The sequence below is a fragment of the Novosphingobium aeonii genome, assembly GCF_052279045.1.
Lineage (GTDB): Bacteria > Pseudomonadota > Alphaproteobacteria > Sphingomonadales > Sphingomonadaceae > Novosphingobium.
The window spans coordinates 2,627,949-2,651,581 of the sequence record NZ_CP176832.1; the positions used below are offsets into that span (position 1 = coordinate 2,627,949).

A 23,633-nucleotide genomic window follows, 5' to 3' on the forward strand; every position below is an offset into this window, starting at 1 on the left:
CGCAGCAAGCCCCTAGTTTAGTCGCTCGATTAATTTTCGCGAATTGCCTTGATTGGTGGATGGCAAGAGGTCAAGACCCACGCGATGGATCAGGCCCCAAATCGGCAATTTCTGGACGATATCACAGGTGCGCTGAACTGGTGGCGCGAAGCCGGGGTCGAATTCGACTTTCTGGACGAGCCCCGCCAGTGGATCGTGCCCGAGGACGAACAGGACGAAAACGGAGACCGGCTGCCCCCGCGTCGCCGCCTCCCGGTGGACGTCGACGCGCCGCCGCCCCGGCCCGCCCGGATCGACCCGGCATTGCTCCCGGCCGACCTTCCCGCCTTCCGCGATTGGTGGATGAGCGAATCGCTACTGGACGATGGCGGCCCGGCCGGCCGCGTGATGCCGGGCGGCGTGGCAGGCGCGAAACTGATGGTCGTGGTGGAAACGCCCGAACAGCAGGACCGAGACGAACTGCTCACCGGCCAGCAGGGCAAGTTGCTCGACGCGATGCTCGCGGCCTTCGGCACCCGGCGCGCGGATATCTATCTCGCCAGCGCGCTGCCCCGCCACGATGCGCTGCCGGACTGGCGCGCGGCGGAATCGCGCGGCGTGGGCGAAGCACTCGCCCGGCACGTTAACCTTGTCGCACCGCAGCGACTCATTGTGCTTGGCGGAAACGTCCTGTCGCTTCTTGGCCACGAATCACCGCAACGCGCTGCCGTTTTAAGACAATTTCATCATGAAGGACTTACGACACCTCTCCTGGGCGGGTGGGGCCTCGCCGCGCTGCTGCAACAGCCGCGCGCAAAAGCGAGCTTCTGGAACGCCTGGCTTGAGTGGACGAAGTCTGAAATTGCACAGATGAAAGATGCCGGGCCGGAGGGTTCACAGTCCTGAAAGGACGGTTCCCTGCGGATGAACAGGCCAAAGAACGCCGGATGGGTCGCACGATGCGGGGAATTGATTTGAAACGATTTGGCGCTGGAGGTTTGGGCAGCGGGGCTTGGCGCGCAGGCGCGGCCCTGATTGCCGTGGCCGGGATGACCGCAGCCGCGGGGCCAGCCTTCGCCAATAGCGCCGCTGTCGAGTATTTCCGCACGCGGGCGGACAATACCGCCGTTCCCTCGCTGCTCAGCCAGGACGATCGGACCTATTACAAGCAGGTCTTCGACGCGATCGACGCGAAGGACTGGACCACCGTGCAGCGAATGCTGACGGACCGTCCCGACGGCCCGCTGCACCAGCAGGCCCGCGCCGAATACTACCTCGCCTCCGGCTCCCCGAAGATCGAGCTTCCGGCACTGCAATCCTGGCTGGCGCAGGGCACCGAGCTTCCCGGCGCCGACCAGATCAGCCGCCTTGCGCTGAAGCGCGGCGCCCTCAGCGTTCCCTCGCTTCCTGCAGAGCAGCAGTTCGCCCGCCTGCCCACCATGGCCAAGCGCGTGCGCCCCGCCTCCATAGACGACGGCACGATGCCGGCGATGATCGCCTCGGGCATTAACGACCGTATCAAGGCCGACGATCCCACCGGCGCGCGCGTCCTGCTTGACGGCATCGACGCCGGCCTCAGCCCCTCGGCTCAGGCCGAATGGCGCGAAAAGGTGGCCTGGAGCTTCTATATCGAAAACCAGGATGCGCAGGCCTACCAGCTTGCCCAGCTTGCCGCGATGGGCACTGGCCCCTGGGTGGGCGAGGCATGGTGGACGGCCGGGCTCGCGGCCTGGCGCCTGGGTGATTGCGACGGCGCTGCCGACGCCTTCTCCCGCGCGGCCCGCTCATCCGAGAACGCGGAACTGACCAGCGCCGCACATTACTGGAACAGCCGATCGCTCGTGCGGTGCCGCAAGCCGGAGCAGGCCGCCGCGTCGCTGCGCCTTGCCGCCGCGCGCGACGAAACGCTTTATGGCATGCTCGCCGCCGAACAGCTCGGCCTGAAGATGCCGGAACAGCATGCCGCCGCCGATTTCACGCCGACCGACTGGCAGGCGCTGCGCACCAATTCCAACATCCGCACCGCGGTGGAGCTGGCGGAAATCGGCAAGGACAGCCTGGCCGACGAAGTGCTGCGCCATCAGGCCCGCATCGGCTCGGCAGACCAGTACGCCTCGATCAGCCGCCTCGCCCGCGATCTCGGCCTGCCCTCCACCCAGCTCTGGATGGCCTACAATGCGCCTTACGGCGGCAAACCGGAACCGGCCAGCCGCTTCCCCACGCCCAAGTGGACCCCGGTGGGCGGCTGGAAGGTCGACCCGGCGCTGGTCTACGCCCATGCGCTTCAGGAATCGATCTTCCAGGCCAGCGTCGTCAGCCCGGCCGGTGCGCGCGGCCTCATGCAGATCATGCCCGCCGCCGCCCGCGACCATGCGGCCTCACTCGGCGTAACCGGCAATGCCAGCGACCTCAACAAGCCCGAAGTGAACCTCGCTTTCGGCCAGCGCCACCTCCAGATGCTGCGCGACGCACCCGGAACCCAGGGCCTGCTGCCCAAGGTCATGGCCGCCTATAACGCCGGCATTCTCCCGATCAGCCGCTGGAACACCGAAGTGAAGGACCAGGGCGACCCGCTGCTGTGGATTGAATCGCTGCCCTACTGGGAAACGCGCGGCTATGTGAACATAGTGCTGCGCAACTACTGGATGTACGAGCGGCAGGCCGGCGGCCAGTCCGAAAGCCGCATGGCGCTCGCACAGGACATGTGGCCGACCTTCCCGGGGCTTTCCGGCTCGCAGGCCGTCCGCATGGCACCGAATGGAGCTATCCTGCGTGGCAATTGATCCTGAGCGTACCTTCAAGCCGATCAACATCGCCCTTCTGACAGTCTCCGATACGCGTGTCCCCGAGAACGACACCTCGGGCGACATTCTCGCCCAGCGCATCCGTGATGCGGGCCACACCCTGGCAGCGCGCGCCATCGAGAAGGACGACGCGGACCTGATCGCCGCACGGTTCAATGCCTGGATCGACGATCCGAACGTTGACGCCATCGTTTCCACCGGCGGCACCGGCCTCACCGGCCGCGACGTTACCCCGGAGGCCATCGACCGCGTGAAGGAACGCGACATTCCCGGCTTCGGCGAACTCTTCCGCTGGCTCTCCTACCAGACGATCGGCACCTCCACCGTCCAGTCCCGCGCCGCCGCCGCCGTTTCGCGAGGGACTTACATCTTCGCCCTGCCCGGCTCCAACGGCGCGGTGAAAGACGGCTGGGACGGCATCCTCGCCGAACAGCTGGACAGCCGGAACCGCCCCTGCAACTTCGTGGAACTGATGCCAAGGCTCAGGGAAGTCTGAGAAGTCAGGCGGTGCGGACGAATTCGGCGTAGCCACGGATTTTGGCTACGGCCCCGAGGGAGCTGGGCTCCCTTAGGAAAACGGCGGCAGTCTCTCCGCATCCTCATCGGACAGCGCAATACGAAACAGGTCACGCAGGTTCTGCGCATAATCGCGCGCGTCCTCGATGGCGCGGGTTTCGCTCACCCCCTGGGAATGGATCGTGAGTTGCCGGTCGCTGAGAGCCGCGAAACCGCCATCCAGCACCACGCTTGCGACGCAAAGCGTGGTGAACCGCGTGCCGGGCCGCGTCGAAGTCCAGTGATTGGCCATTTCGAGATCGTCTCCGGCCACTTGCGCAAGATCGAAGACATATTGCGGCTGCCAATCGCCGTGCGGTGCGCTGCGCCCATCGGTCGCACCGGCCGGACCGGCTCTTTCGAGCCGCCACTCACCGCCGAGTGATCCGCGCTCCCCGCTGCGCAGCAGGCGGTGCCAGGCCCCGTCCGGGGTCTGGACCTGCGCCCCGTCTTCCAGCGGAAGGGGCGGAACATAGCTGCCGCCGAACCCGGCATCGGCAATCCACGCATCGCCGCCGAGGTTGACCAGCAAAAGCGTATGGGTTCGCGGCGGAACGACGCCTTCCGGCAGCCCCAGCAGCACCCGCGCCAGAAGCGGCCGGTTCGCCAGCCCCAGTGCGGAAAGAACGTCCGAAAACAGCCTGTTCTGCTCGAAGCAATATCCCCCGCGCCCCTGCACCACAAGCTTCTCGAACACGCTGGCGCTGTCGATCCGAACACCCTCGCCGAGCGGGATCGCGAGATTCTCGAAACCGATTGCACGCCGATGCGCCAGCTGAAGCTGCGCGAGCCCGTCCGGATCGAGCGTTGGGGCAGCCGGAAGGCCGATGCGGGCGAAGTAGTTTTCGAGGTCCATATCGCCTGCTCTGCCTTGCCTTCCCGCAGTGGGCAAGGCTGTGGATAAACATGCTGACAAGCCGGGCAGAAACAAGGGAACGATCGGGATAAGTCGGCGCCCTCCGCAAAAACGCAAAAGCCCTGGGAGACGGCGCTCGCAAGGCCTTGCAACCGCGGCGGCGCGGCGTTTTAGGTTATGACGTCGGGCGCGATCCGTCCCGTGTGCCGCGTGATCCCGGCGATCTCCTGCGCGGCAGCAATCTGGTGTTCCAGCATAGCACCGGTTTCCTGATCGATATGACCGGTCGCCGGTTCATAGCGTTCGAGATAGACCCGCAAGGTGGCGCCCTGCGTGCCGGTGCCGGAAAGACGGAACACCACGCGGCTGCCATCCTCGAACAGGACGCGGATGCCCTGGTTTTCGCTCACCGATTGATCGACCGGATCGGAGTAGGAAAAATTGTCGGCCCCGGCGACGATGAGCGGCCCGAACTGCTGGCCTACCAGGCTGGTCAGTCGCTGCTTCAGCTCCGTCATCAATCCGGCTGCGCGGTCGCTTTCGATCGCCTCATAGTCATGACGTGCGTAGTAGTTACGGCCAAAGCGCGCCCAATGCGTGCGCGCAAGCTGATCCACGCCGATATCACGCACGGCAAGGATGTTGAGCCAGAGCAGCACCGCCCACAGGCCGTCCTTCTCGCGCACATGATCGGACCCCGTACCGGCGCTTTCCTCGCCGCAGATCGTCGCCATTCCCGCATCGAGGAGGTTGCCGAAGAACTTCCACCCGGTCGGCGTTTCGAAACAGGGGACCCCCAGCGCTTCCGCCACCCGGTCGGCCGCGGCGCTGGTCGGCATGGAACGGGCAATTCCGGTCAACCGCCCGCGATAGGCCGGAGAGATCTCGATATTGGCCGCCAGCATCGCCAGCGAATCCGACGGCGTGATGAACCGCCCCCTGCCGATGATGAGATTGCGGTCGCCATCACCGTCCGACGCGGCTCCGAGATCCGGCGCGTCCGGCCCCATCATCACATCGTAGAGGTCCTTGGCATGGATCAGGTTCGGATCGGGGTGGTGCCCGCCGAAATCCTCCAGCGGCGTGCCGTTGATCACGGTGCCGGGCGCGAAGCCCAGGCGATTTTCCAGTATCTCCATCGCATAGGGCCCGGTCACGGCGCTCATCGCGTCGAAGCGCATGGTAAAGCCGCTGCCGACCGCCTTGCGGATCGCATCGAAGTCGAACAGCTCCTCCATGAGATCGGCATAGTCGGAAACCGGATCGATGACCTCGACCGTCATGCCGCCGATCGTGGTTTCGCCGAGCGTGTCGAGATCGACATCGGCAGAATCCACCGTGAGCCAGAGCGCGATTTCACGCGTGCGCGCCAGGATCGCGTTTGTGACGCCCTCAGGCGCCGGGCCGCCGTTGGCAATGTTGTACTTGATGCCGAGGTCTTCCTCAGGGCCGCCGGGATTGTGGCTGGCGGAAAGGATCAGGCCTCCACTCGCACCGTATTTGCGGATGACGTGACTTGCCGCAGGCGTCGAGAGTATGCCCCCCTGGCCCACCAGGACCCGGCCATAGCCGTTTGCCGCGGCCATCCGGATAGCCTGCTGGATCACCGTGCGGTTATGAAAACGCCCGTCACCGCCGATCACCAGCGCGGCGCCGGGCTGCGGCTTCACCACATCGAACACGGACTGGATGAAGTTCTCGGCATAGTTCGGCTGCTGGAACACGCGAACCTTCTTGCGCAGGCCGGACGTTCCCGGCGCCTGTCCTTCGAAAGGCGTGGTCGGTACGGTGACGATATCGGTCAAAACCCCAATCTCCATGCAGGACCTGCAGGCGCAGGCGCGGTCGTCGGTATAGATAGCTTGGACGACACTCTGGTTGCATGGCCGGCAAAGTCAAATGCCGATCGTATCTAGATCAAACCATTGTCGCTCATGCTGAAAATACCGCCCCGCGCGACGACGAAATGGTCATCGAGACTGAACTCCAGCGCGGCCATGACCTGCCGGAACGTTCGGGTGGACTGGATATCATCGACACTGGGCGTCGGATCGCCGGAGGGGTGGTTATGCGCCAGCACCAGCCGCCGTGCATCAAGGTCGAAGGCGCGACGCACCGTGCGCCGCAGCGGCAGTTCGCAGCTCGACTGACGGGTGCCGATCTGGAACTCCTCGGCGATGAACAGGCCCTGCGCGGTGAAAAACAGCATCATCACGCATTCCTCCCGGCGGCCGAGCAGCCGCCGCGCAAGGTACTGCCTGAAAGGGCTGCTGCCGATATCGGTTACCTCGCCCAGCAAGGTTTCGCGTGCGGCGACGTCCGCCAGGTTGCGGGCGGCGACAATGGCGGCAGCGATCGCCTCCCGGGCGATCTCACCCGCATCGAGTTCCTCGGCGAGCGCCTGTGCCGACGCGGTATAGACCGTGTAAAGCGAGCCGAAGCGCTGGATCAGGCGGCGCGCAACTTCTTCGCTCCGCTGGCCGATGAAGGGACGTAGGATTTGCGCCAGGACGGATAGTTGCCCAGTTTCTTCTGCCGCCGCATATGAAAACCCAGCCCCAGCGCCATCGCCAGAAGCTGGACGTAGGACGGCATGATCGCCATGACCTGATAGGCCGTCGTGTGGATTTCGACGATCCCCAGCCGATAGAAATGGCTCGAAAAAGCGATAATCTGTGCCCCACCTATCCATAACGGGTAGAACCTGTTTGCCTTGAGCGCGACAGCGCCGATAGCCAGAAGGCTGAACGTGTCGATCGCCAGATGGACGAGATCGACCCCCTGATAGAGCAGGAGGTCAGGCCCCCGCACAAGATGATAGATCCGGTCTACCACGATCATGCCAAGGATGATGCTGGCCAGGATACGTTCGGGCGCCGCACCGCGGCGCATGGCCACGAGGAAAAGGGCGAGATACGCGCCGTACTGCACGTAGGCCCGCGCGCTCCAGATCAGCATGCAAGCCCCCCATGGCCATGCCGCCTGAAACGCGCGGAGCCCGCGATCGGGCCTGGGTCGCTTAAGCCGATCGCAACATCGGCGCTTCTTCCACCAGTTCTGCGGTCTTGGGGCAGGCTTCCGGCTCGTCGGCAATGGCCTTGATATCGCGGCCGATGCCGAGAAGCTCGTGGTGAACACGGATCATGTCGTTCTGGGTTTCCAGCAGGGAGCGCTGGGTCTTGGCAAGGCGCATAAGTGCCGTCTGCCCCGTGAACGTGGCGATGCCATCCGCCTGACGCGCAAGCAGCATGGATTCCATAAGCCGCGCCGAGGCGAGCAGCGCAGAGTCGAGAGAAACTTCGGCCTCGGGAAGCTGACGGGCGATCCGGGCAGTGGCAGAGGAAATGGTGATGGACATGGAGACCCTCATCCAGCGTCATCGGCCCGTTCGATGCGCCTGTTCTTGTGCCGGGAGGCTGGATCAAAGCAGACTGCTCAACCGAGTGGCGAAATCCAGACCGAACACCGCGACGAGGAGAAGTCCCCCGGCGATGGCAATCATGGCTGCCGTGCGGCTGAGGCCCGCGTTGGAACCATCGAGCACCTCCGGAACGATCCTGGCGTAAGGTTCTTCCTGCCAGGGCGCCGTAACCTTGAAGGTGGCACCATCGGCAAGCGTCAGCCTGTCGGTCAGTTCGTCCTGAGCCCGATCCTTGTCGAACATCGCAACAGCCGGAACCTGAGGATTCTTGGCTGGTATCGGATTACAGGCCGCTGCCAGGTCCAACTGATACTGCCTGTAGGCACGCGCCAGTTCCGCGCGCGGCGGCGCCCCCGTTCGGTTACGCACACCCTCGATACGCTGGTTTACGGCGCTTTCGGAAATGCCGAGTTCCCAGGCAATCTCCTTGCTGGTGCGGTTTTCCGCGACGAACGCCAGCACCTCGTGCTGCTTCGAAGTCAGCACGGGAAAGATCGCCATGATCTTCTGGACGTGCGTCAAGTCGCCGCTCCGCTCCATCTGCCCAACTTCCATAACACTATCGAACCACCCTCGTTCCGCCGAGCCCCCGCCCACGCAGTTCGTACAAAGCAATTATAGGTCGTCTGCAAACGCACTATCAACCCGTTACAGGCTACGACTTAACCAAATCCGACTTATCGCTCATCCACGACGCCATGCCGGCGGCCCGCCAAACATCCAGCTTCCAGCATCCGAATGAATTCAAAGCCGAATCGCCGTGTTCGCGCCCGGACAATACCGGCCACCCCTTAACCAGTTCTGCTCACTATCCGCGAGATTCGCGTCACTTGCGTCACGCCGGTTCGGCCAGCTCTATGTTCGAACAGAATTCAACCAACGAATGACCCAAAATGGATTAATTGGTCACTGCGACCGGCATTTCCCGCCCCGCCCAAAGCAAGCGAGGTAAAGCGGGAACTGATACTCACATACGACAACGCCCTCGCGCGGACGGGTCGCGTCCGCACGAGGGCGTCAATGTGACGGTTCGTGGAAGGGGCTTTATTCCTCGCCCATGCGCAGCGCGGCGATGAAGGCTTCCTGCGGAATCTGCACGTTGCCGTATTCGCGCATGCGCTTCTTGCCTTCCTTCTGCTTTTCCAGAAGCTTCTTCTTGCGGGTGATGTCGCCGCCGTAGCACTTGGCGGTAACGTCCTTGCGCATGGCGCTGATCGTTTCGCGTGCGATGACCTTGGCACCGATCGCCGCCTGGATCGGAATCTTGAACATGTGCCGGGGGATCAGTTCCTTCAGGCGTTCCACCAGCGCGCGGCCGCGCGGTTCGGCCTGGCTGCGGTGAACCACCATCGACAGAGCATCGACCGGCTCGTTGTTCACGAGGATGTTCATCATCACGAGATCACCCTCCTGAAGGCCGATCTGCTCATAGTCGAAGCTGGCGTAGCCTCGGCTGATCGACTTCAGGCGGTCGTAGAAGTCGAACACCACTTCGTTGAGCGGCAGTTCGTAAGTCACCTGCGCACGGCCGCCGACGTAAGTGAGGTCCTTCTGGATACCGCGACGGTCCTGACAGAGCTTCAGGATCGAGCCGAGATATTCATCCGGCGTATAGATCACGGCCTTGATCCACGGTTCTTCCATGAAGTCGATCTTGACGGGATCGGGCATGTCGGACGGGTTGTGCAGTTCCTTCACGGTGCCGTCCGTCATCGTCAGACGGTAGACCACGGAAGGCGCGGTGGTGATCAGGTCGAGGTCGTATTCGCGGCTAAGCCGCTCCTGAATGATCTCCAGGTGCAGCAGGCCAAGGAAGCCGCAGCGGAAGCCGAAGCCCAGTGCCGCGCTCGATTCCATCTCGAAACTGAAGCTCGCGTCGTTGAGACGAAGCTTGCCGATCGATTCGCGCAGTTTCTCGAAGTCGTTGGCGTCGACCGGGAAGAGCCCGCAGAACACCACCGGCTGCACTTCCTTGTAGCCCGGCAGCGCCTGCGTTGCGCCAGCCTTGACGGTGGTGATGGTGTCACCGACCTTGGCCTGCTCGACTTCCTTGATCTGCGCCGTGATGAAGCCGATCTCGCCGGGGCCCAATTCGGGCAGATCGATACGCTTGGGCGTGAAGCAGCCTACGCGGTCCACCAGGTGATCGGTGCCGCCCTGCATGAACTTGACGTTGAGGCCCTTCTTGATGACACCGTCGATGACGCGCACCAGAATGACGACGCCGAGATACGGATCGTACCACGAATCGACCAGCATCGCCTTCAGCGGCTTGTCGCGCTCGCCCTTCGGCGGCGGAATCTTGGCAACCACGGCTTCGAGGATCTCGGCAATGCCGATACCCGATTTGGCGGAAGCGAGCACCGCTTCCGACGCATCGATGCCGATGATGTCTTCGATCTCGGTGCGGACCTTTTCGGGTTCGGCGGCCGGCAGGTCGATCTTGTTGATGACGGGCACGATCTCGTGGTCGTGCTCGATCGACTGATAGACGTTGGCCAGCGTCTGCGCTTCCACGCCCTGCGCTGCGTCCACGACCAGCAGCGCGCCCTCGCACGCCGCCAGACTGCGCGATACTTCGTAGGCGAAGTCGACGTGGCCCGGCGTGTCCATCAGGTTCAGCTCGTAAGTGAGCCCGTCCTTGGCGGTGTAGCTCAGGCGCACGGTCTGCGCCTTGATGGTGATGCCCCGCTCCTTCTCGATATCCATGTTATCGAGCACCTGGGCGCTCATCTCACGCTCGGAGAGGCCGCCGGTCGACTGGATCAGGCGGTCGGCAAGCGTCGACTTGCCATGGTCGATATGGGCAATGATCGAGAAATTTCGGATCTGGGCGAGGTCTGTCATGAATGCGCCGTTAGCAGCGGTTTTCGCACCTGTCAGCCTGCCTTGCGCATCAATCCTGAATCACTTGCCTTCGGACCGGCTTCCGGATCGACCCGCGAGGGGCTGAACAGCACCGTTCCCGAGCCGTCGAGCTGCAGCGGACGGACGAATTCCACGCCCATGCGATCCTCCCGGCACCAGCGCGCGGTGGCGAGAACAACGTTGTCGTCCGCAAGCTGAATCCCGAATTGCGTATCGGCCGGCACGTTCCACAGGCCCTCTACCATAGCACCGGTGCTGGAGATGTTGCGGATCGTGGCATGATAGATATGTCCGCCGTGCTCCAGCACGACCTTGCGCAGCATGGTCTGGCGCGGCGCGCGAGCCGAACGCGGCCCCGTAGCCACTGCCGAAAGCCCCTGTTCGAGCCGGGCTGCCGCTTCGGCGGAGGTCAGTGACTTCTCGTAGATATAGCCCTGCACATGACTGCAGCCCAGCAGCCGCACGAGATCGAGCTCGTCGAACGTCTCGACCCCTTCGGCCGTCGTCTCCATGCCCAGCGCTTCGGCGAGGCTGACGATCGAGGAGATGATCGCGCCGTTACGGCTGCCGTCGATGGTGGCGCCGCGCACGAAGCTCTGGTCGATCTTGATCTTGTCGAACGGCGCCTTCTTCAGGTAGCCGAGCGAGGAATAGCCGGTGCCGAAATCGTCGAGCGCCAGCCGCACGCCGATCCCCTTGAGCGCGCCGAACATATCCTCCGTTGCCTTGCCCTCCCCAAGGAAAACGCTCTCGGTGATTTCGAGTTCGAGCCGGGCGGGATTGATTCCGGCTTCCGCCACGGCACCGGCAACGATCCCGGGAAGGTCGGGATTGGCGAATTGCAGTGGCGAGACGTTCACCGCAACGCGCACGTCATGCGGCCAAGCTGCCAGGTCGCGGCAGGCGGTGCGCAGTGCCCATTCGCCGATCTGGGAGACAAGACCGGTCTCTTCCGCCACCGGCACGAACTTCGCGGGCGAAAGATAGCCATGCCGGGGGTGCTTCCAGCGAAGAAGCGCCTCGAAACCGGTGATTTTCTCGGTCGTGGTATGAATTTGCGGCTGATAGTGCAGTTCAAGCGCGTCTCCGGCGATGGCATCGCGCAGGTCCTGCTCCAACTGCTGCCGCTCGCGTGCATCAGAATGGAGATCGTCGTCGTAAAAATGATGACGGCCACGTCCGCCGCCTTTCGCCGCATAGAGAGCAAGGTCGGCATTGCGGATCAGTGCTTCCGTCGTCGTGCCGTCGTCAGGACACATCGCGATGCCCAGCGATGCGCCGATCACCACGCGCGCGCCGTCGATCGAGTAAGGCTGCGACAGGTTCTCGATGATCCGGCGGGCGAGATGGCCGAGACCTTCGTGCTGGTGATAGCCCGGCAGGATCACCTGGAACTCGTCGCCGCCAAGGCGGCCGACCCGCCCCATGTTCGCGACAGTTGCGCGCAGGCGTTCGGCCACTTGCTTGAGCAGCGCATCGCCGGCCGGATGGCCCATGGTATCGTTGACCTGCTTGAAGCGATCGAGATCGAGCAGGAACACCGCGCAGGCACGATTTTCGATCCGCGGCGAATTGATGACCTTCTCCAGCCATTCCGACATCTGGAAGCGGTTGGCGAGCTTTGTCAGCGAATCGAAGCGCGCAAGCTGGGTGGCGTGCTGCTGCGACTTGCGGGTCTCGGTCAGATCGATCCCCGAGCCCCGGAATCCCAGGAAATTGTGAAACTGATCCAGCACCGGACGGCCGCTGATGGACCACCAGCGCTCATCCTTCTCATCGGTCGCGGCGCGCACGCCGATGTCCTGGAAGGAGGAGCGGGTCGAAAGGTGGAACGCCAGCGTGCGCTCGCTCTCGTGATCCTGCGCGCGCAGCCGGAACAGCCCGAGGAAGGGCCGTCCGTAAAGCTCCTCCTGCGGCACGCCGACCAATTCGGCGATGCGAGGCGAGACATAAGTGATGAAGGCTCGCCGGTCGGTCTCCCAGAACCAGCCCTGCCCGGTCTCCTCGTATTCGCGCAGAAGCTCCTCGGCGCGGTGCTGCTCGCGCTCCTGCTCCGCACGACGCGCCGATTCCCGCGCGGCGATGCGCGACTGGCGCATGGCCGCGCTCAGCCCGATGCCGATCCCCGCCGCCAGGAGGCCCATGGTCTGCGGCGATGCGGAATGAATCGACGCCCCTGCCCATACCCCCACCGTCGCCGCCACGATCGAGGTCAGGCGGCGGTCCAGCAGGACCGTCGCCAGCAACACCAGGATGCCGTAGCCCTTGATCGTGAGCCGCCAGTCGAGCGCCGGCGTCTCGTAAGTCCACTGCGCCGCAGCCACACCGAACAGGCACATCGGCAAGGCCACGGCCAGCAGCATGAGCGGATAACGCTTCCAGCTGCGGTGATGGAACTGGCCCTCAAGCGTGGCCAGTAGCGGCGCGGCGAGGCACAGCAGCATCGCGCCGAAGGACAGGCAAAGCGGAAACGAACCGGGCGCGCTGCGCGAGGCCACGCCCATCGCCACCAGCACGCAGACCATGGCCGGTGCCATGAGTTCCCAGCGCCGGGCGATGAAGAAGTGAAGCGGATCGCTGCTCGGGCCACGAGGGCGCAGAAACGCGAAGTTGGGTATGCCGGTGCGCGCGGCTTCCGACTGGGCGGAAAGCGCAGCCCTGTGCGCCGCGCCGCCACGCGATGCCTGCTGCTGCTCCTGAAGTCCCTTGCGCGCCATCAGATCGGCTATTGCCCCGAGCCCATTTCCAAAGTGTTAAGTCCCGGCAACCAAATCCGTTTGCGGTCGGGTATGGCACAAGTCGCCCGATCCACCGGATTTCACTTGCCGCCGCCGCCCAGTCATGTTTGCTTCCATGAATGGCGGGCGCTTAAGTGAGACACCGCCCGCCTGAGAGATAAGCCCTTGGGAGACAACACGATGCGGCACCTGGCAATCGTTGGTTCCGGACCGGCCGGCTACTACACGGCCGAAGCGGCGCTCAAGCAGTGGGGAGACGGTGTCAAAGTCGATATATTCGATTTGTCACCAGTGCCCTTCGGACTGATCCGCACCGGAGTCGCGCCCGATCACCAGTCGATCAAGAGCGTCTCGCACCGATACGAGACGACCGCGCTCAATCCGAACGTGCGCTTCGTCGGCAATGTGATGGTCGGCCGGGATATCACCATCGCGGAACTTCAGGATCTTTACGACGCCGTCGTTCTTGCCACCGGCGCGCCCAACGACCGAAAGCTGGGCCTTCCCGGCGAGAACCTGGCCAATGTCTTCGGCAGCGCCGCCTTTGTCGGCTGGTACAACGGCCATCCCGATTTCGCCGGCATCGGCCCCGATTTCGCCCATGAAACCGCCGTGATCGTCGGAAACGGCAACGTCGCACTCGATGTCGCCCGCATTCTCGCCAAGTCCGGCGCCGAATTCGAAGGCAGCGACATCGTGAGCCATGCGCTAGAAGCGCTGGAGGCATCCCGCGTAAGGCGGATCGTCATTCTCGGGCGACGCGGGCCGCACCAGGTGACGATGACGCCGAAGGAGTTGGGGGAACTGGCCAAGCTCTCTCGCGCCTGCCCGAGCGTCGATCCTGCCGACCTTCCGCCTCTGACGGAGGATGCAGCACTCGATCCGGGCATGCGAAAGACCATGGGGCACTTGCGCGGCTTCGCGATCGGCGGCGGCACTGCCAACGACAACGAAGGCCCGGCATGTCCCGGCCGCGACGTGCGGATCGAGTTCGACTTTTTCGCTGCCCCGCGCGCCATCCTCGGCACCGACCAGGTCGAGGGCATCGAGGTGGAACGCACCCGGCTCGTCGATGGCAAGGCCGTCGGCACCGGGGAGACCTATCGCATTCCCGCTGGCATCGTGGTCGCCTGCATTGGCTACCAGACCTCCCGGATTCCGGATGTTCCCTATGACGAACAGGGGGGGCGCTTCGCCAATGCCGAGGGAAGAATCGCGCCCGGCCTCTATTGCGTGGGCTGGGCAAGGCGCGGACCGACCGGAACCATCGGCACCAACCGGCCGGACGGCTTTGCGATTGTCGAGAAGATCGACGCCGATATCGGCGAAGGCAGCGGAAAGGCTGGGAGGCCGGGGTTCGACGCCCTCGCCGCACAGCGCGGCATCGACTACGTCAAGTTCACCGAGTGGCAGAAGATCGAGGAAGCCGAAGCCGCCAACGCCCGGCAAGGCGCCCCGCGCGAGAAGTTCGTGGCCGTGGACCAGATGATCGCGGAAGCGCATCCCTCCGCCGGAACCTGATCGATCCAAGGTAACAAAAAGGCCGGGGAATGCCCCGGCCTTTTCATTTTTCTGGTCCCTGAACGCGCAGGTCAGACGCGCATCGGCATCAGCACGTATAGCGCCGGGCTTTTCTCATCCTGGCGGATCAGCGTCGGCGCACCAGCGTCTGCCAGATGCAGTTCCACCGTATCGCCGTCGATCTGGCCGAGGATGTCCTTGAGATAATTGGCATTGAAGCCGATCTCGAAGCCTTCGGCCGAATAGTCCGCCGGAACCTCTTCGGCAGCCGTGCCGTTATCGGGCGACGTGACCGAAAGCGTCACACGGTCCTGTTCCAGCGCCATCTTCACCGCGCGGGTCTTTTCCGTGGCGATCGTCGCAACGCGGTCCACGCCTTCGAAGAAGCTCTTGGGATCGATCTTCAGCAGCTTGTCGTTCCCGGTGGGGATGACGCGCGTGTAGTCCGGGAAGGTTCCGTCGATCAGCTTGCTGGTCAGCACCACGCCATGCTCACCGCCCAGCGTGAAGCGGATCTTGCTCGCCGAGAGATCGACCAGCACATTGGTGTCGAGCGCTTCTTCGAGCAGCTTGCGCAGCTCGCCGACGCATTTGCGGGGCACGATCACGTCGGGCATGCCCTCCGCGCCGTCGGGACGAGCAAGAGTGAAGCGTGCCAGTCGGTGGCCATCGGTGGCGGCTGCCTTCAGTTCCTCGTCGGAGACGTGGAGGAAGATGCCGTTGAGATAGTACCGGGTTTCCTCGGTCGAGATGGCGAAGCGCGTGCGGTCGATCAGCTGGCCCAGCGTTGCCGCCGGAATCTCGAAGCTGGTCGGCAGTTCGCCCTCGGCAATCATGGGGAAATCGTCACGCGGGAGCGTCGGCAGCTGGAAGCGGCTGCGTCCGGCCTTCACCACCATGCGGTTGTCCGCGGCATCGAGGCTCACCTGGCTGCCGTCAGGCAGCTTGCGGGCGATGTCGAACAGGAGGTGGGCGGAAACCGTGATTGCGCCAGCCTGCTCGACCGAGACGACGCCGAGCGTCTCGACGACCTGCAAGTCGAGGTCGGTCGCCATGATGCGCAAGGACCCGGTGCCCGAGGCCTCGATCAGCACGTTCGAGAGAATGGGAATGGTATTGCGCCGCTCGACGACGGACTGCACGTGCGAAAGACAGCGCAGGAGCGTGGAACGTTCGATGGTGGCCTTCATGACAGCCTTTAGTCCCCCTTGATCGGGCAAGGGATGCAAAACATCCCGAATTTCAGGACGAATATCTCTAGCGAACGGAAGGCTTGCGGCAAGCGACTATTGCCCGCTCTCCGGTGTTTCTGGGGATAAATTAGGGGATTTCAGGCGTTCGCGGATCGATTCGAACGCTTTCCCCGCATTGGGCGCTCGAATTGCTTCATCCAGCACCCTCCCCATGCAAACCGATTCTTCCCGGCCCACATAACGCCCATAAGCCGCAACCGGCGCGTAGCCATGCCGACGATAGAACGCTGTCGCGCGGGTATTGACCTTGCGTGTGGAGAGGCGAACCTCGCGGTAGCCGTCAGCCGATGCGCCCGCCTCCAGGGCGGCCAGAACCGCCGCACCGCAGCCTTGATCGGCATACATGCGCTTGATCTCCGCCACTTCCTCTTCAAGTGGCCGATAGGCGCCGCATCCGATCACGGCGCCCTCCCCGTTCCGCGCGACCACAAACAGCGCGCGGGAAACGAGGACGTCCGCCGGATCGAACGACGACGTGCCGCCGTCCCCCGTGATCGCTGCGAGCGCCTCCGAAAGGCGCTCCATCGCCGCGACGGCTTCGGGATTGCGCGGATCGCAGGGTTCCACCCGCACGGTCCGCGCAATCCCGGGGGTCATGTCAGACCATTACCATGCCGCCGTTGACGTGGATCGTCTGGCCGGTGACGTAGCCTGCTTCCTTCGAGGCCAGGAATACGGCGGCCGAGGCGATATCCTCGCCCTCGCCCATGCGGCCCATCGGGATCCGGCCGTTGAGCGCGTCCTTCTGGGCATCGGGCAGCACTTCGGTCATCGCGGTGCGGATGAAGCCCGGCGCGATGCAGTTCACGGTGACGTTACGGCTGGCGAGTTCCTGCGCGAGGCTCTTCGACATGGCGGTGATTCCGCCCTTGGCCGCGCAGTAGTTCATCTGGCCGGGATTGCCGGTGGTGCCGACGACCGAGGTAACGTTGATGATACGGCCGAAGCGCGCCTTCATCATCGGCTTGGTCACGGCGCGCATCAGGCGGAAGGTCGATTCGAGGTTGATGCGGATGACCTGATCCCACTCCTCGTCCTTCATGCGCATGGCGAGGTTGTCACGGGTGATGCCGGCGTTGTTGATCAGGATATCGATCTTGCCCAGCGATTCGAGCGCGGCGGGAACCAGCTTCTCGACCTGCTCGGCATCGCCGAGGTTGCAGGCGATGGCGACGTGATCGACATCCTGCAGGTGCTGCGGGGTGTGCTCGTCCAGCTCGTCGCGGAAGGCGCGCAGCTTGTCGGCGTTCGAGCCCGAGATGGCAAGGCGCGCACCCTGCGCGGCCAGCGCGCGGGCGACGGCGGAACCGATGCCGCCCGAGGCGCCGGTGACGAGGGCGGTCATTCCGTTGAGGTTGAACATCTTTCAAATCTCCGTGAATCGCCTGCCTGATCGGCAGGCGACGGCCCGCTGAACGGGGCCATTCTTCAAACCTTCAAGGCGCCGGGGTCAAGCCCGGCGCGCCAATCAGAGGCCTTTCGCCAGTTCCTCGATCTCGGCCATGGTCACGGCGGAGATCACCTCCACCTCGCCGGCCGAACGCTTGATCATCGGGCCGAGCACCTTGCCGCCGAGTTCGACGAACGTCTCGACGCCCGCCTCCCGCATGGCGATCGCGCTTTCGCGCCAGCGGACACGGCCGGTGACCTGCTCGACCAGCAGGCGCTGGATTTCTGCGGGATCGGTGACGACCGAGGCGGTGACATTGGCGAACAACGGCACGTGCAGGCTGACCGGAGGGGTCTTGGCCAGTGCCTCCGCCATGGCGTCGGCAGCGGGCTGCATCAGCGGGCAGTGGAACGGCGCCGAGACCGGCAGCAGCACGCCGCGCTTGATCCCGAAGTCCTTCACCAGCGCAACGGCGCGCTCGATGGCTTCGCGGTGCCCCGAAATCACGACTTGCGTGGGATCGTTGTCATTGGCCACCGTGCAGACCTGGCCCTCGGCAGCGGCAGCGGCGAGTTCCGTGGCCTTCTCGATATCGGCGCCGAGCAGCGCGGCCATGGCGCCAAGGCCCACCGGAACGGCAGCCTGCATCGACTGACCGCGCAGCTTCAGCAGACGCGCGGTGTCGGCAAGGCTGAAAGCACCGGCGGCGCAGAGCGCGGTATATTCGCCCAGCGAGTGCCCGGCGACGAAGTCCGCCTTGTCGGCGAGCGTGATGCCGCCCTCCTTTTCCAGCACGCGCAGGACGGCGATGGCATTGGCCATGATCGCCGGCTGGGCGTTCTCGGTAAGGGTCAGTTCCTCTTCGGGGCCCTGCGTCATCACGCGGAAGAGGTTCTGGCCGAGCGCCTCGTCCACTTCCTGGAAAACTTCGCGCGCGACGGCGCTGGCTTCGGCGAGTTCGGCGCCCATGCCGACCTTCTGGCTGCCCTGTCCGGGGAAAACGAATGCACGCATCTGGCGGCTTCCTTTGTCTGGCAGGCGCTGAGGCCGTGTGCCGTTTTTACGAATCGAATGTGGCGCGGCGGGTTATTGCCCTTCCGCGTTCCCCGCAAGTCCGAACGGCACGATCCTGTTGGCCGCGTCATGCCCGATGTCCGCGCTGCCGAGGAAGGGGATCGAATGATGCTCGCACCAATGGCGGGCGATTTCCTCAGCCTCGATGCCGAAAGGCCGATCATTTTCGGGCACGTCGCTGACCCGGCCGAGCCGCAGGCCGGCGATACCGCCGAGATGCGCGGTCAGGTGGAAGAACAGCCGGTCCACCGCATAGAGATACTCCGAGACCTCCTCCACCAGCACGACATGCTTGGCCAGCCCCGGCATCAGCCGCGTGCCGCACAGCATCGCGAGAGTCATGAGGTTGAAGGCGACTCGCGGGTGGCCATCCCCGCTCGGCTCCAAGCCCGAGGCATCGCCCGAAAGAAAGGCCAGCGCGCGCCGAACCGCATCCGCACCGCCCGCGCGCCGGATATCGGCCAGCATCGGCCCATGGACCGGCTTACCGATCCGCGCGCGATAGAGCCCGCCCAGCAGATAGCCTGCATCGGAATAACCGAGGAACGTCTTGTCCTGCGCCTCGTGCGAGAACCGGGCGAGAGCGGCTTCGGCCACGCGGCAGGCGCCATAGCCGCCGCGCGCGAACCACACCGCGTCCACCGAGGGATCGTTGGCGCATTCCACCAGAGCCTCGATCCGCCGCGCGTCGCTGCCGGCGAAATGGCCATCCACTTCGAAGCACTGATCGTGGATCACAAGCTCCGCATCGGGGAACTCCTCAGCCGCGAGAGCGACGACGGCTTCCGCATCCTCGCGGGTGATCGGGGTGGACGGTGCACAAACTGCGATACGGGTCATGGCTCCTTCCTATCGAGGTTGTCAGGACGAACAAGGCCGCATACCGAAGCGTCATGACTTCCGATCACGATCTCACCTCTCATCCCTGGTTCTTCTGCGGCATCGGCGGATCTGGCATGTTGCCGCTCGCGCTGATCCTTCGGGGACACGGCGCGCAGGTCGCGGGATCGGACCGCAGCCGAGATCAGGGCCGCACGCCTGAAAAGTTCGCATGGCTGGAAAGCCTTGGCTTCGAACTGCACCCGCAGGACGGCAGCGGCATTACCGGCGCGGAACAAACGCTGGTCGCCTCGGCGGCAGTGGAAGACACGGTGCCGGAAGTGGTGCGCGCGCAAGAGTTCGGCTGCCCGCGCATGAGCCGCGCGCAGCTTCTCGCCACCCTGTTCAATGCCGCACCCTTCGGGATCGCCATCGGCGGCACCTCGGGCAAGTCGACCGTCACCGGCATGACAGGCTGGATCATGACCCATGCGGGCTGCGATCCCACGATCATGAACGGCGCGGTGATGAAGAACTTCGCCTCGCCCGATGCACCTTTCGCCAGTGCCCGGGTTGGTCAGGGCGAAGTCTTCGTTTCGGAAGTGGACGAGAGCGACGGCTCCATCGCGCTCTATCGCCCGAAAGTGGCGGTGCTGGGCAACGTCAGCCTCGACCACAAGAGCCTTGAGGAACTGCGCCAGCTTTTCGGCGACTTCCTTGGCCGTGCGGATGTATCCGCGATCAATCTCGACGATGCGGAAACCGCCGCCCTCGCCCCCCACGCCAAGGCGCTGGTGACGTTCGGCATTTCATCGCCGGACGCGCAGATCGGCGCCGTCGATGTAGTCGAAGGGCCGACGTCACTGACTGCCGTGGTGCTGGATCGCCGCGACGGGACTTCGCACGCGCTGGCATTGAAGGTGCCGGGTCGCCACAACCTCTACAACGCGCTCGCCGCCATCGCCGCGGCCAATGCCGCCGGTGTTTCGGTGGCCGAGGGGGTAGAGGCGCTGGGCAGTTTTGCAGGGCTTGCCCGCCGGTTCGATATCGTCGGCACTTCGCCATCGGGCGTGACGGTGATCGACGATTTCGGCCATAACCCGGACAAGGTCTCGGCCACGCTGGCAACGCTCAAGGCGCATCCGGGCCGCGTTATCGCCTTCTTCCAGCCGCACGGCTACGGCCCGCTCAAGCAGATGGGCCATGAACTGGCGCATGTGCTGGCCACCAGGCTGGGGCCAAACGATATGACGATCCTGTGCGATCCGGTCTATTTCGGCGGCACCGTGGACCGCTCCGAGGGCAGCGAGCGCATCGTGCGCCTGATCGAGGCCGATGGCGGAGCAAATGGACCAGGGGCCGAATACGTGCCCTCTCGCGAGAACTGCGCCAGCCGCATCGTCGAGATCGCCAAGCCGGGCGACCGTGTGGTCGTGATGGGCGCGCGCGACGATACTCTGACAGTCTTCGCGAAAGACCTGCTCGCAAGACTGTGAAACACCGCCCCGGCTCTGTCCGGGGCGATGTATGACCCAATCAGTGCGCCGTGCCGCGCGCCTTTGCGATCAGATGCACCACGATCGCGATCACCGCGCCCAGCACCAGCCCGACCACGGCCGAAGCCAGGGCATAACCGAGCCAGCCCAGCACGCCGCCGAGCGGCCCGCCCAGCACGGCCAGCCAATGCTCGACACCATGGGCAAGATGGGCGGGACCGGGAACGCCCAGTTCTTCCAGCCCGTGCAGGATGATCCCGCCGCCGACCCACAGCATCGCCAGCGTACCCACAGACGCAAGGACCGTCAGCACCTTGGGCATGCCGGTAACGAGCATGCGTCCGAAAGCCTGCGTGCCTTTGCCCTGCTTCCTGGCGAGGTGCAGGCCGATGTCGTCCATTTTCACGATCAGCGCGACAGCGCCGTAGACACCCGCCGTGATGAGAATGCCGACCAGCGCCAGCGCCACGGCCCGCGCCAGCAGCGAACTGTCCGCCACTTCCGCAAGGGCGATGGCCATGATCTCCGCCGAGAGGATCAGGTCCGTGCGGATCGCACCGGACACGCGCGCCTGCTCGAAGCTCGCCGCGTCGGCAACCGGCTCTTCCAACGTCTCACCGTGATGCGCGCCGCCGAACTTCTCGATAACTTTCTCGGCGCCTTCGAACGCGAGATACGCACCGCCCAGCATCAGGATCGGGGTGATGAGCCAGGGCAGGAATGCGCTCAGCAGCAGCGCGATCGGCAGCAGGATGAACAGCTTGTTCCGCAAGCTGCCCTTGGTGATCTTCCAGATGATCGGCAGTTCGCGCTCGGGCGTGAAGTCCGTGACATAGCCCGGCGTAACCGCTGCGTCGTCAATCACAACGCCTGCCGCCTTGCTGCCGGCCTTGGCGACGCCCAGCCCCACATCGTCGAGCGAAGCTGCGGCGGCGCGGGCGATTACCGCGACGTCATCTAGAAGAGCTACGAGGCCGGAAGCCATCTGGAAGGAAATCCCCTGTTTGAATGATGCCCGCAGCCATGCGGGCGAAACTATCCGCGATCAAGCGAAAGCGGACAAAGTCGTGCCCATGAAAGGGCTTATCATGAGCATGGCCACACATGCCCCGGCCTTTTCACATCCGGCCCCTTAATGCTCCCCTCCCCCCAACCGTTCTCAGCCTTGTCCGGAAGATCACTTCCAAACTCCTGACAATCTCTTGAAAATCTGGGGAAACACCATGTCCGTCATCAATACCAACATCAGCGCCCTGCGCGCTTCGAACGCCTCCATCGCCGCCAACAAGACCCTTGGCACCGCCATGGAGCGCCTCTCCACCGGCAAGCGCATCAACTCCGCCAAGGACGACGCCGCCGGTCTCGCCATCTCGACCTCGATGACGGCGCAAGTCCGCGGTATGAGCCAGGGCATCCGCAACGCCAATGACGGCATCTCGCTTGCCCAGACCGCCGACGGCGCGCTTTCGGAAGTGTCGAACATGCTCCAGCGGGTTCGCGAACTGGCCATCCAGTCCGCCTCGGGCACCTATCAGGACAGCGACCGCAACGCGATGCAGCAGGAAGTCACCGCGCTGACCGATCAGATCGACGATATCCTCACGCAGACCACCTTCAACGGCAACACCCTCTTCGCCACTACCGGCAGCGACGTCACCTTCGACATCCAGACCGGCGCCAATTCGGGCGAGACGGTTACGCTGACCTCCACCATGATCGACGGCAGCAATCTCGACGCCTCGGCGCTCGACGTATCGACCAGCACCGCAGCCTCGGACACGCTCGACTTCATCGACGACGCCCTGGAAGACGTGAACCAGACCCGCGCCTCGCTCGGCGCCGGGCAGAACCGCCTCGAATCCGCGATCAACAACCTGACCAACAATGTCACCAACCTGTCGGACGCCCGCTCGCGGATCGAGGATGCAGACTACTCGCTGGAAACCACGCAAATGGCCAAGGCGCAGATCCTCAGCCAGGCATCCACCGCGATGATCGCCCAGGCCAACCAGGCCCAGCAGAACGTCATGAGCCTGCTGCGCTGACGATCCGATAGCCCGACAGGGTCGCAAACAGACGGCGGGCCGGAAGGTCCGCCGTCTTTCGTCAGAACTCGACGTCGAGTTCCTCGATATCCTCGGGTTCGGCATGTGCCGCAGCGATCCACTCCGCCATCGGCGACCACTTCTCGATCGTCTCGCAATAGGCGCGGAGCTGGCCCGACATCGGCACTGCATAAGTGATGAAGCGCCGTGTCACCGGCGCATACATGGCATCGGCGATCGTCGGCTTCTTTCCGAACAGGAAAGGCCCCCGATAGGTATCGAGGCAATCTTGCCAGATCGTCTCGATCCGTTCGATATCGGGCCGGGCACCGGAGAAGATCGGGAAACTCTCGTGCCGGACCTTGAGATTCATGGGCAATGCCGACCGCAGGTTGGTGAAGCCGGAATGGATCTCGCCGGAAATCGACCGACAATGTGCCCGCGCAATGGCGTCTTCGGGAAGGAGGCCCGCGTCGGGGAACTTCTCGTTGAGATATTCGGCGATTGCCAGGGTATCCCACACGCTCGCGCCATCATGGCTTAGCCGGGGCACCAGCACCGAGGGCGACAGCAGTAACAGTTCGGCACGGTTCGCCGCATCGTTGAGCACCTGCTTCTCTTCGATATCCAGACCTGCAAGCCGGCACAGCAGCCAGCCCCTCAGCGACCATGCGGAATATGTCTTGCTGGAAATCGTCAGCTGCGCCGGTGCCGAGTCGCTCATGAGTCATGTCCTTGCAGCGTGCTTTTGCTTGCATCAGCTTATGATGCAGCGCAGCATGAATCCAGTGCGGATTGCATCTCCGCCGCCGAA

Annotated in this window: 21 protein-coding genes; 6 read left to right on the forward strand and 15 right to left on the reverse strand. The window is 64.2% G+C overall.

Features of this window, described 5'->3' with window-relative positions:
• The first annotated feature begins 84 nt into the window (after positions 1 to 84).
• From ACLIMP_RS12715 to moaB, 3 genes are all read left to right on the forward strand, one after another.
• Positions 85 to 885, forward strand: a complete 801-nt coding sequence (locus ACLIMP_RS12715; protein ID WP_324695850.1) for a uracil-DNA glycosylase family protein — start codon at positions 85 to 87, stop codon at positions 883 to 885.
• Positions 886 to 1,028: 143 nt separating this feature from the next.
• Positions 1,029 to 2,762, forward strand: a complete 1,734-nt coding sequence (locus ACLIMP_RS12720) for a lytic transglycosylase domain-containing protein (RefSeq protein WP_443477890.1) — start codon at positions 1,029 to 1,031, stop codon at positions 2,760 to 2,762.
• The gene (gene moaB / locus ACLIMP_RS12725) at positions 2,752 to 3,279 is read left to right on the forward strand and encodes a molybdenum cofactor biosynthesis protein B (RefSeq protein ID WP_324695853.1); all 528 of its coding nucleotides are present in this window, start codon (positions 2,752 to 2,754) and stop codon (positions 3,277 to 3,279) included. The genes ACLIMP_RS12720 and moaB overlap by 11 nt, the downstream gene beginning before the upstream one ends.
• A gap of 72 nt (positions 3,280 to 3,351) precedes the next feature.
• Here moaB and ACLIMP_RS12730 read toward each other — a convergent pair whose 3' ends face one another.
• The 8 genes from ACLIMP_RS12730 to ACLIMP_RS12765 all read right to left on the reverse strand — a co-directional run bounded on the left by ACLIMP_RS12730 (position 3,352) and on the right by ACLIMP_RS12765 (position 13,200).
• Entirely contained in the window at positions 3,352 to 4,194 is an 843-nt protein-coding gene (locus ACLIMP_RS12730) for an arylamine N-acetyltransferase family protein (protein ID WP_324695855.1), read from the reverse strand.
• 170 nt (positions 4,195 to 4,364) lie between these two features.
• On the reverse strand, positions 4,365 to 5,999 hold the full coding sequence (locus ACLIMP_RS12735) for an alpha-D-glucose phosphate-specific phosphoglucomutase (RefSeq protein WP_443477891.1): 1,635 nt from the start codon (positions 5,997 to 5,999) through the stop codon (positions 4,365 to 4,367).
• Positions 6,000 to 6,106: 107 nt separating this feature from the next.
• Complete coding sequence (locus ACLIMP_RS12740) at positions 6,107 to 6,406, reverse strand: JAB domain-containing protein (protein WP_324699058.1); 300 nt, start codon at positions 6,404 to 6,406, stop codon at positions 6,107 to 6,109.
• Between the two features lie 236 nt (positions 6,407 to 6,642).
• Positions 6,643 to 7,152 carry a hypothetical protein gene (locus ACLIMP_RS12745; protein ID WP_324695859.1) on the reverse strand — a complete coding sequence of 170 codons (510 nt, stop codon included), beginning with the start codon at positions 7,150 to 7,152 and terminating at the stop codon, positions 6,643 to 6,645.
• Between the two features lie 61 nt (positions 7,153 to 7,213).
• Positions 7,214 to 7,552, reverse strand: coding sequence for a hypothetical protein (locus ACLIMP_RS12750; protein WP_054440813.1), 339 nt, complete (start codon positions 7,550 to 7,552; stop codon positions 7,214 to 7,216).
• Positions 7,553 to 7,615: 63 nt separating this feature from the next.
• The gene (locus ACLIMP_RS12755) at positions 7,616 to 8,137 is read right to left on the reverse strand and encodes a helix-turn-helix domain-containing protein (protein ID WP_231636147.1); all 522 of its coding nucleotides are present in this window, start codon (positions 8,135 to 8,137) and stop codon (positions 7,616 to 7,618) included.
• Positions 8,138 to 8,659: 522 nt separating this feature from the next.
• Positions 8,660 to 10,462, reverse strand: coding sequence for a translation elongation factor 4 (gene lepA / locus ACLIMP_RS12760; protein ID WP_185997095.1), 1,803 nt, complete (start codon positions 10,460 to 10,462; stop codon positions 8,660 to 8,662).
• A 32-nt stretch (positions 10,463 to 10,494) separates the two neighbouring features.
• Positions 10,495 to 13,200, reverse strand: a complete 2,706-nt coding sequence (locus tag ACLIMP_RS12765) for an EAL domain-containing protein (protein WP_324695864.1) — start codon at positions 13,198 to 13,200, stop codon at positions 10,495 to 10,497.
• 201 nt (positions 13,201 to 13,401) lie between these two features.
• On the opposite strand from ACLIMP_RS12765, the gene ACLIMP_RS12770 reads away from it, so the two are divergent.
• The gene (locus ACLIMP_RS12770) at positions 13,402 to 14,742 is read left to right on the forward strand and encodes an FAD-dependent oxidoreductase (protein WP_054440807.1); all 1,341 of its coding nucleotides are present in this window, start codon (positions 13,402 to 13,404) and stop codon (positions 14,740 to 14,742) included.
• Positions 14,743 to 14,813: 71 nt separating this feature from the next.
• Here the strand turns inward: ACLIMP_RS12770 and dnaN are convergent, their stop codons facing one another.
• The 5 genes from dnaN to ACLIMP_RS12795 all read right to left on the reverse strand — a co-directional run bounded on the left by dnaN (position 14,814) and on the right by ACLIMP_RS12795 (position 19,299).
• Entirely contained in the window at positions 14,814 to 15,932 is a 1,119-nt protein-coding gene (dnaN, locus tag ACLIMP_RS12775) for a DNA polymerase III subunit beta (protein ID WP_132468963.1), read from the reverse strand.
• A gap of 96 nt (positions 15,933 to 16,028) precedes the next feature.
• Positions 16,029 to 16,592, reverse strand: a complete 564-nt coding sequence (locus tag ACLIMP_RS12780) for a GNAT family N-acetyltransferase (protein ID WP_324695869.1) — start codon at positions 16,590 to 16,592, stop codon at positions 16,029 to 16,031.
• Between the two features lies 1 nt (position 16,593).
• The gene (gene fabG / locus ACLIMP_RS12785) at positions 16,594 to 17,358 is read right to left on the reverse strand and encodes a 3-oxoacyl-[acyl-carrier-protein] reductase (RefSeq protein ID WP_185997091.1); all 765 of its coding nucleotides are present in this window, start codon (positions 17,356 to 17,358) and stop codon (positions 16,594 to 16,596) included.
• A 105-nt stretch (positions 17,359 to 17,463) separates the two neighbouring features.
• Positions 17,464 to 18,399, reverse strand: coding sequence for an ACP S-malonyltransferase (fabD, locus tag ACLIMP_RS12790; RefSeq protein ID WP_324695871.1), 936 nt, complete (start codon positions 18,397 to 18,399; stop codon positions 17,464 to 17,466).
• Between the two features lie 72 nt (positions 18,400 to 18,471).
• The gene (locus ACLIMP_RS12795) at positions 18,472 to 19,299 is read right to left on the reverse strand and encodes an LD-carboxypeptidase (protein WP_324695874.1); all 828 of its coding nucleotides are present in this window, start codon (positions 19,297 to 19,299) and stop codon (positions 18,472 to 18,474) included.
• Positions 19,300 to 19,352: 53 nt separating this feature from the next.
• Between ACLIMP_RS12795 and ACLIMP_RS12800 the strand changes: the two genes are divergently transcribed.
• Positions 19,353 to 20,774, forward strand: a complete 1,422-nt coding sequence (locus ACLIMP_RS12800; RefSeq protein WP_324695876.1) for a glutamate ligase domain-containing protein — start codon at positions 19,353 to 19,355, stop codon at positions 20,772 to 20,774.
• Between the two features lie 40 nt (positions 20,775 to 20,814).
• Here ACLIMP_RS12800 and ACLIMP_RS12805 read toward each other — a convergent pair whose 3' ends face one another.
• Positions 20,815 to 21,759, reverse strand: coding sequence for a DUF808 domain-containing protein (locus tag ACLIMP_RS12805; protein ID WP_324695878.1), 945 nt, complete (start codon positions 21,757 to 21,759; stop codon positions 20,815 to 20,817).
• A gap of 238 nt (positions 21,760 to 21,997) precedes the next feature.
• Here ACLIMP_RS12805 and ACLIMP_RS12810 point away from each other — a divergent pair, with 238 nt between their 5' ends.
• Positions 21,998 to 22,819, forward strand: coding sequence for a flagellin N-terminal helical domain-containing protein (locus ACLIMP_RS12810; RefSeq protein WP_054440801.1), 822 nt, complete (start codon positions 21,998 to 22,000; stop codon positions 22,817 to 22,819).
• A gap of 61 nt (positions 22,820 to 22,880) precedes the next feature.
• Here the strand turns inward: ACLIMP_RS12810 and ACLIMP_RS12815 are convergent, their stop codons facing one another.
• Positions 22,881 to 23,543, reverse strand: a complete 663-nt coding sequence (locus tag ACLIMP_RS12815) for a glutathione S-transferase (RefSeq protein ID WP_324695880.1) — start codon at positions 23,541 to 23,543, stop codon at positions 22,881 to 22,883.
• Between the last annotated feature and the right edge of the window lie 90 nt (positions 23,544 to 23,633).

Bases quoted from the DNA above. Each gene is read 5' to 3' on its own strand.
- ACLIMP_RS12715 (WP_324695850.1), top strand. From the start codon at position 85: ATGGATCAGGCCCCAAATCGGCAATTTCTGGACGATATCACAGGTGCG.
- ACLIMP_RS12720 (WP_443477890.1), top strand. From the start codon at position 1,029: ATGACCGCAGCCGCGGGGCCAGCCTTCGCCAATAGCGCCGCTGTCGAG.
- ACLIMP_RS12730 (WP_324695855.1), bottom strand. From the start codon at position 4,194: ATGGACCTCGAAAACTACTTCGCCCGCATCGGCCTTCCGGCTGCCCCA.
- ACLIMP_RS12740 (WP_324699058.1), bottom strand. From the start codon at position 6,406: ATGATGCTGTTTTTCACCGCGCAGGGCCTGTTCATCGCCGAGGAGTTC.
- ACLIMP_RS12745 (WP_324695859.1), bottom strand. From the start codon at position 7,152: ATGCTGATCTGGAGCGCGCGGGCCTACGTGCAGTACGGCGCGTATCTC.
- ACLIMP_RS12750 (WP_054440813.1), bottom strand. From the start codon at position 7,552: ATGTCCATCACCATTTCCTCTGCCACTGCCCGGATCGCCCGTCAGCTT.
- lepA (WP_185997095.1), bottom strand. From the start codon at position 10,462: ATGACAGACCTCGCCCAGATCCGAAATTTCTCGATCATTGCCCATATC.
- ACLIMP_RS12765 (WP_324695864.1), bottom strand. From the start codon at position 13,200: ATGGCGCGCAAGGGACTTCAGGAGCAGCAGCAGGCATCGCGTGGCGGC.
- ACLIMP_RS12770 (WP_054440807.1), top strand. From the start codon at position 13,402: ATGCGGCACCTGGCAATCGTTGGTTCCGGACCGGCCGGCTACTACACG.
- dnaN (WP_132468963.1), bottom strand. From the start codon at position 15,932: ATGAAGGCCACCATCGAACGTTCCACGCTCCTGCGCTGTCTTTCGCAC.
- ACLIMP_RS12780 (WP_324695869.1), bottom strand. From the start codon at position 16,592: ATGACCCCCGGGATTGCGCGGACCGTGCGGGTGGAACCCTGCGATCCG.
- fabG (WP_185997091.1), bottom strand. From the start codon at position 17,358: ATGTTCAACCTCAACGGAATGACCGCCCTCGTCACCGGCGCCTCGGGC.
- fabD (WP_324695871.1), bottom strand. From the start codon at position 18,399: ATGCGTGCATTCGTTTTCCCCGGACAGGGCAGCCAGAAGGTCGGCATG.
- ACLIMP_RS12795 (WP_324695874.1), bottom strand. From the start codon at position 19,299: ATGACCCGTATCGCAGTTTGTGCACCGTCCACCCCGATCACCCGCGAG.
- ACLIMP_RS12800 (WP_324695876.1), top strand. From the start codon at position 19,353: ATGACTTCCGATCACGATCTCACCTCTCATCCCTGGTTCTTCTGCGGC.
- ACLIMP_RS12805 (WP_324695878.1), bottom strand. From the start codon at position 21,759: ATGGCTTCCGGCCTCGTAGCTCTTCTAGATGACGTCGCGGTAATCGCC.
- ACLIMP_RS12810 (WP_054440801.1), top strand. From the start codon at position 21,998: ATGTCCGTCATCAATACCAACATCAGCGCCCTGCGCGCTTCGAACGCC.
- ACLIMP_RS12815 (WP_324695880.1), bottom strand. From the start codon at position 23,543: ATGAGCGACTCGGCACCGGCGCAGCTGACGATTTCCAGCAAGACATAT.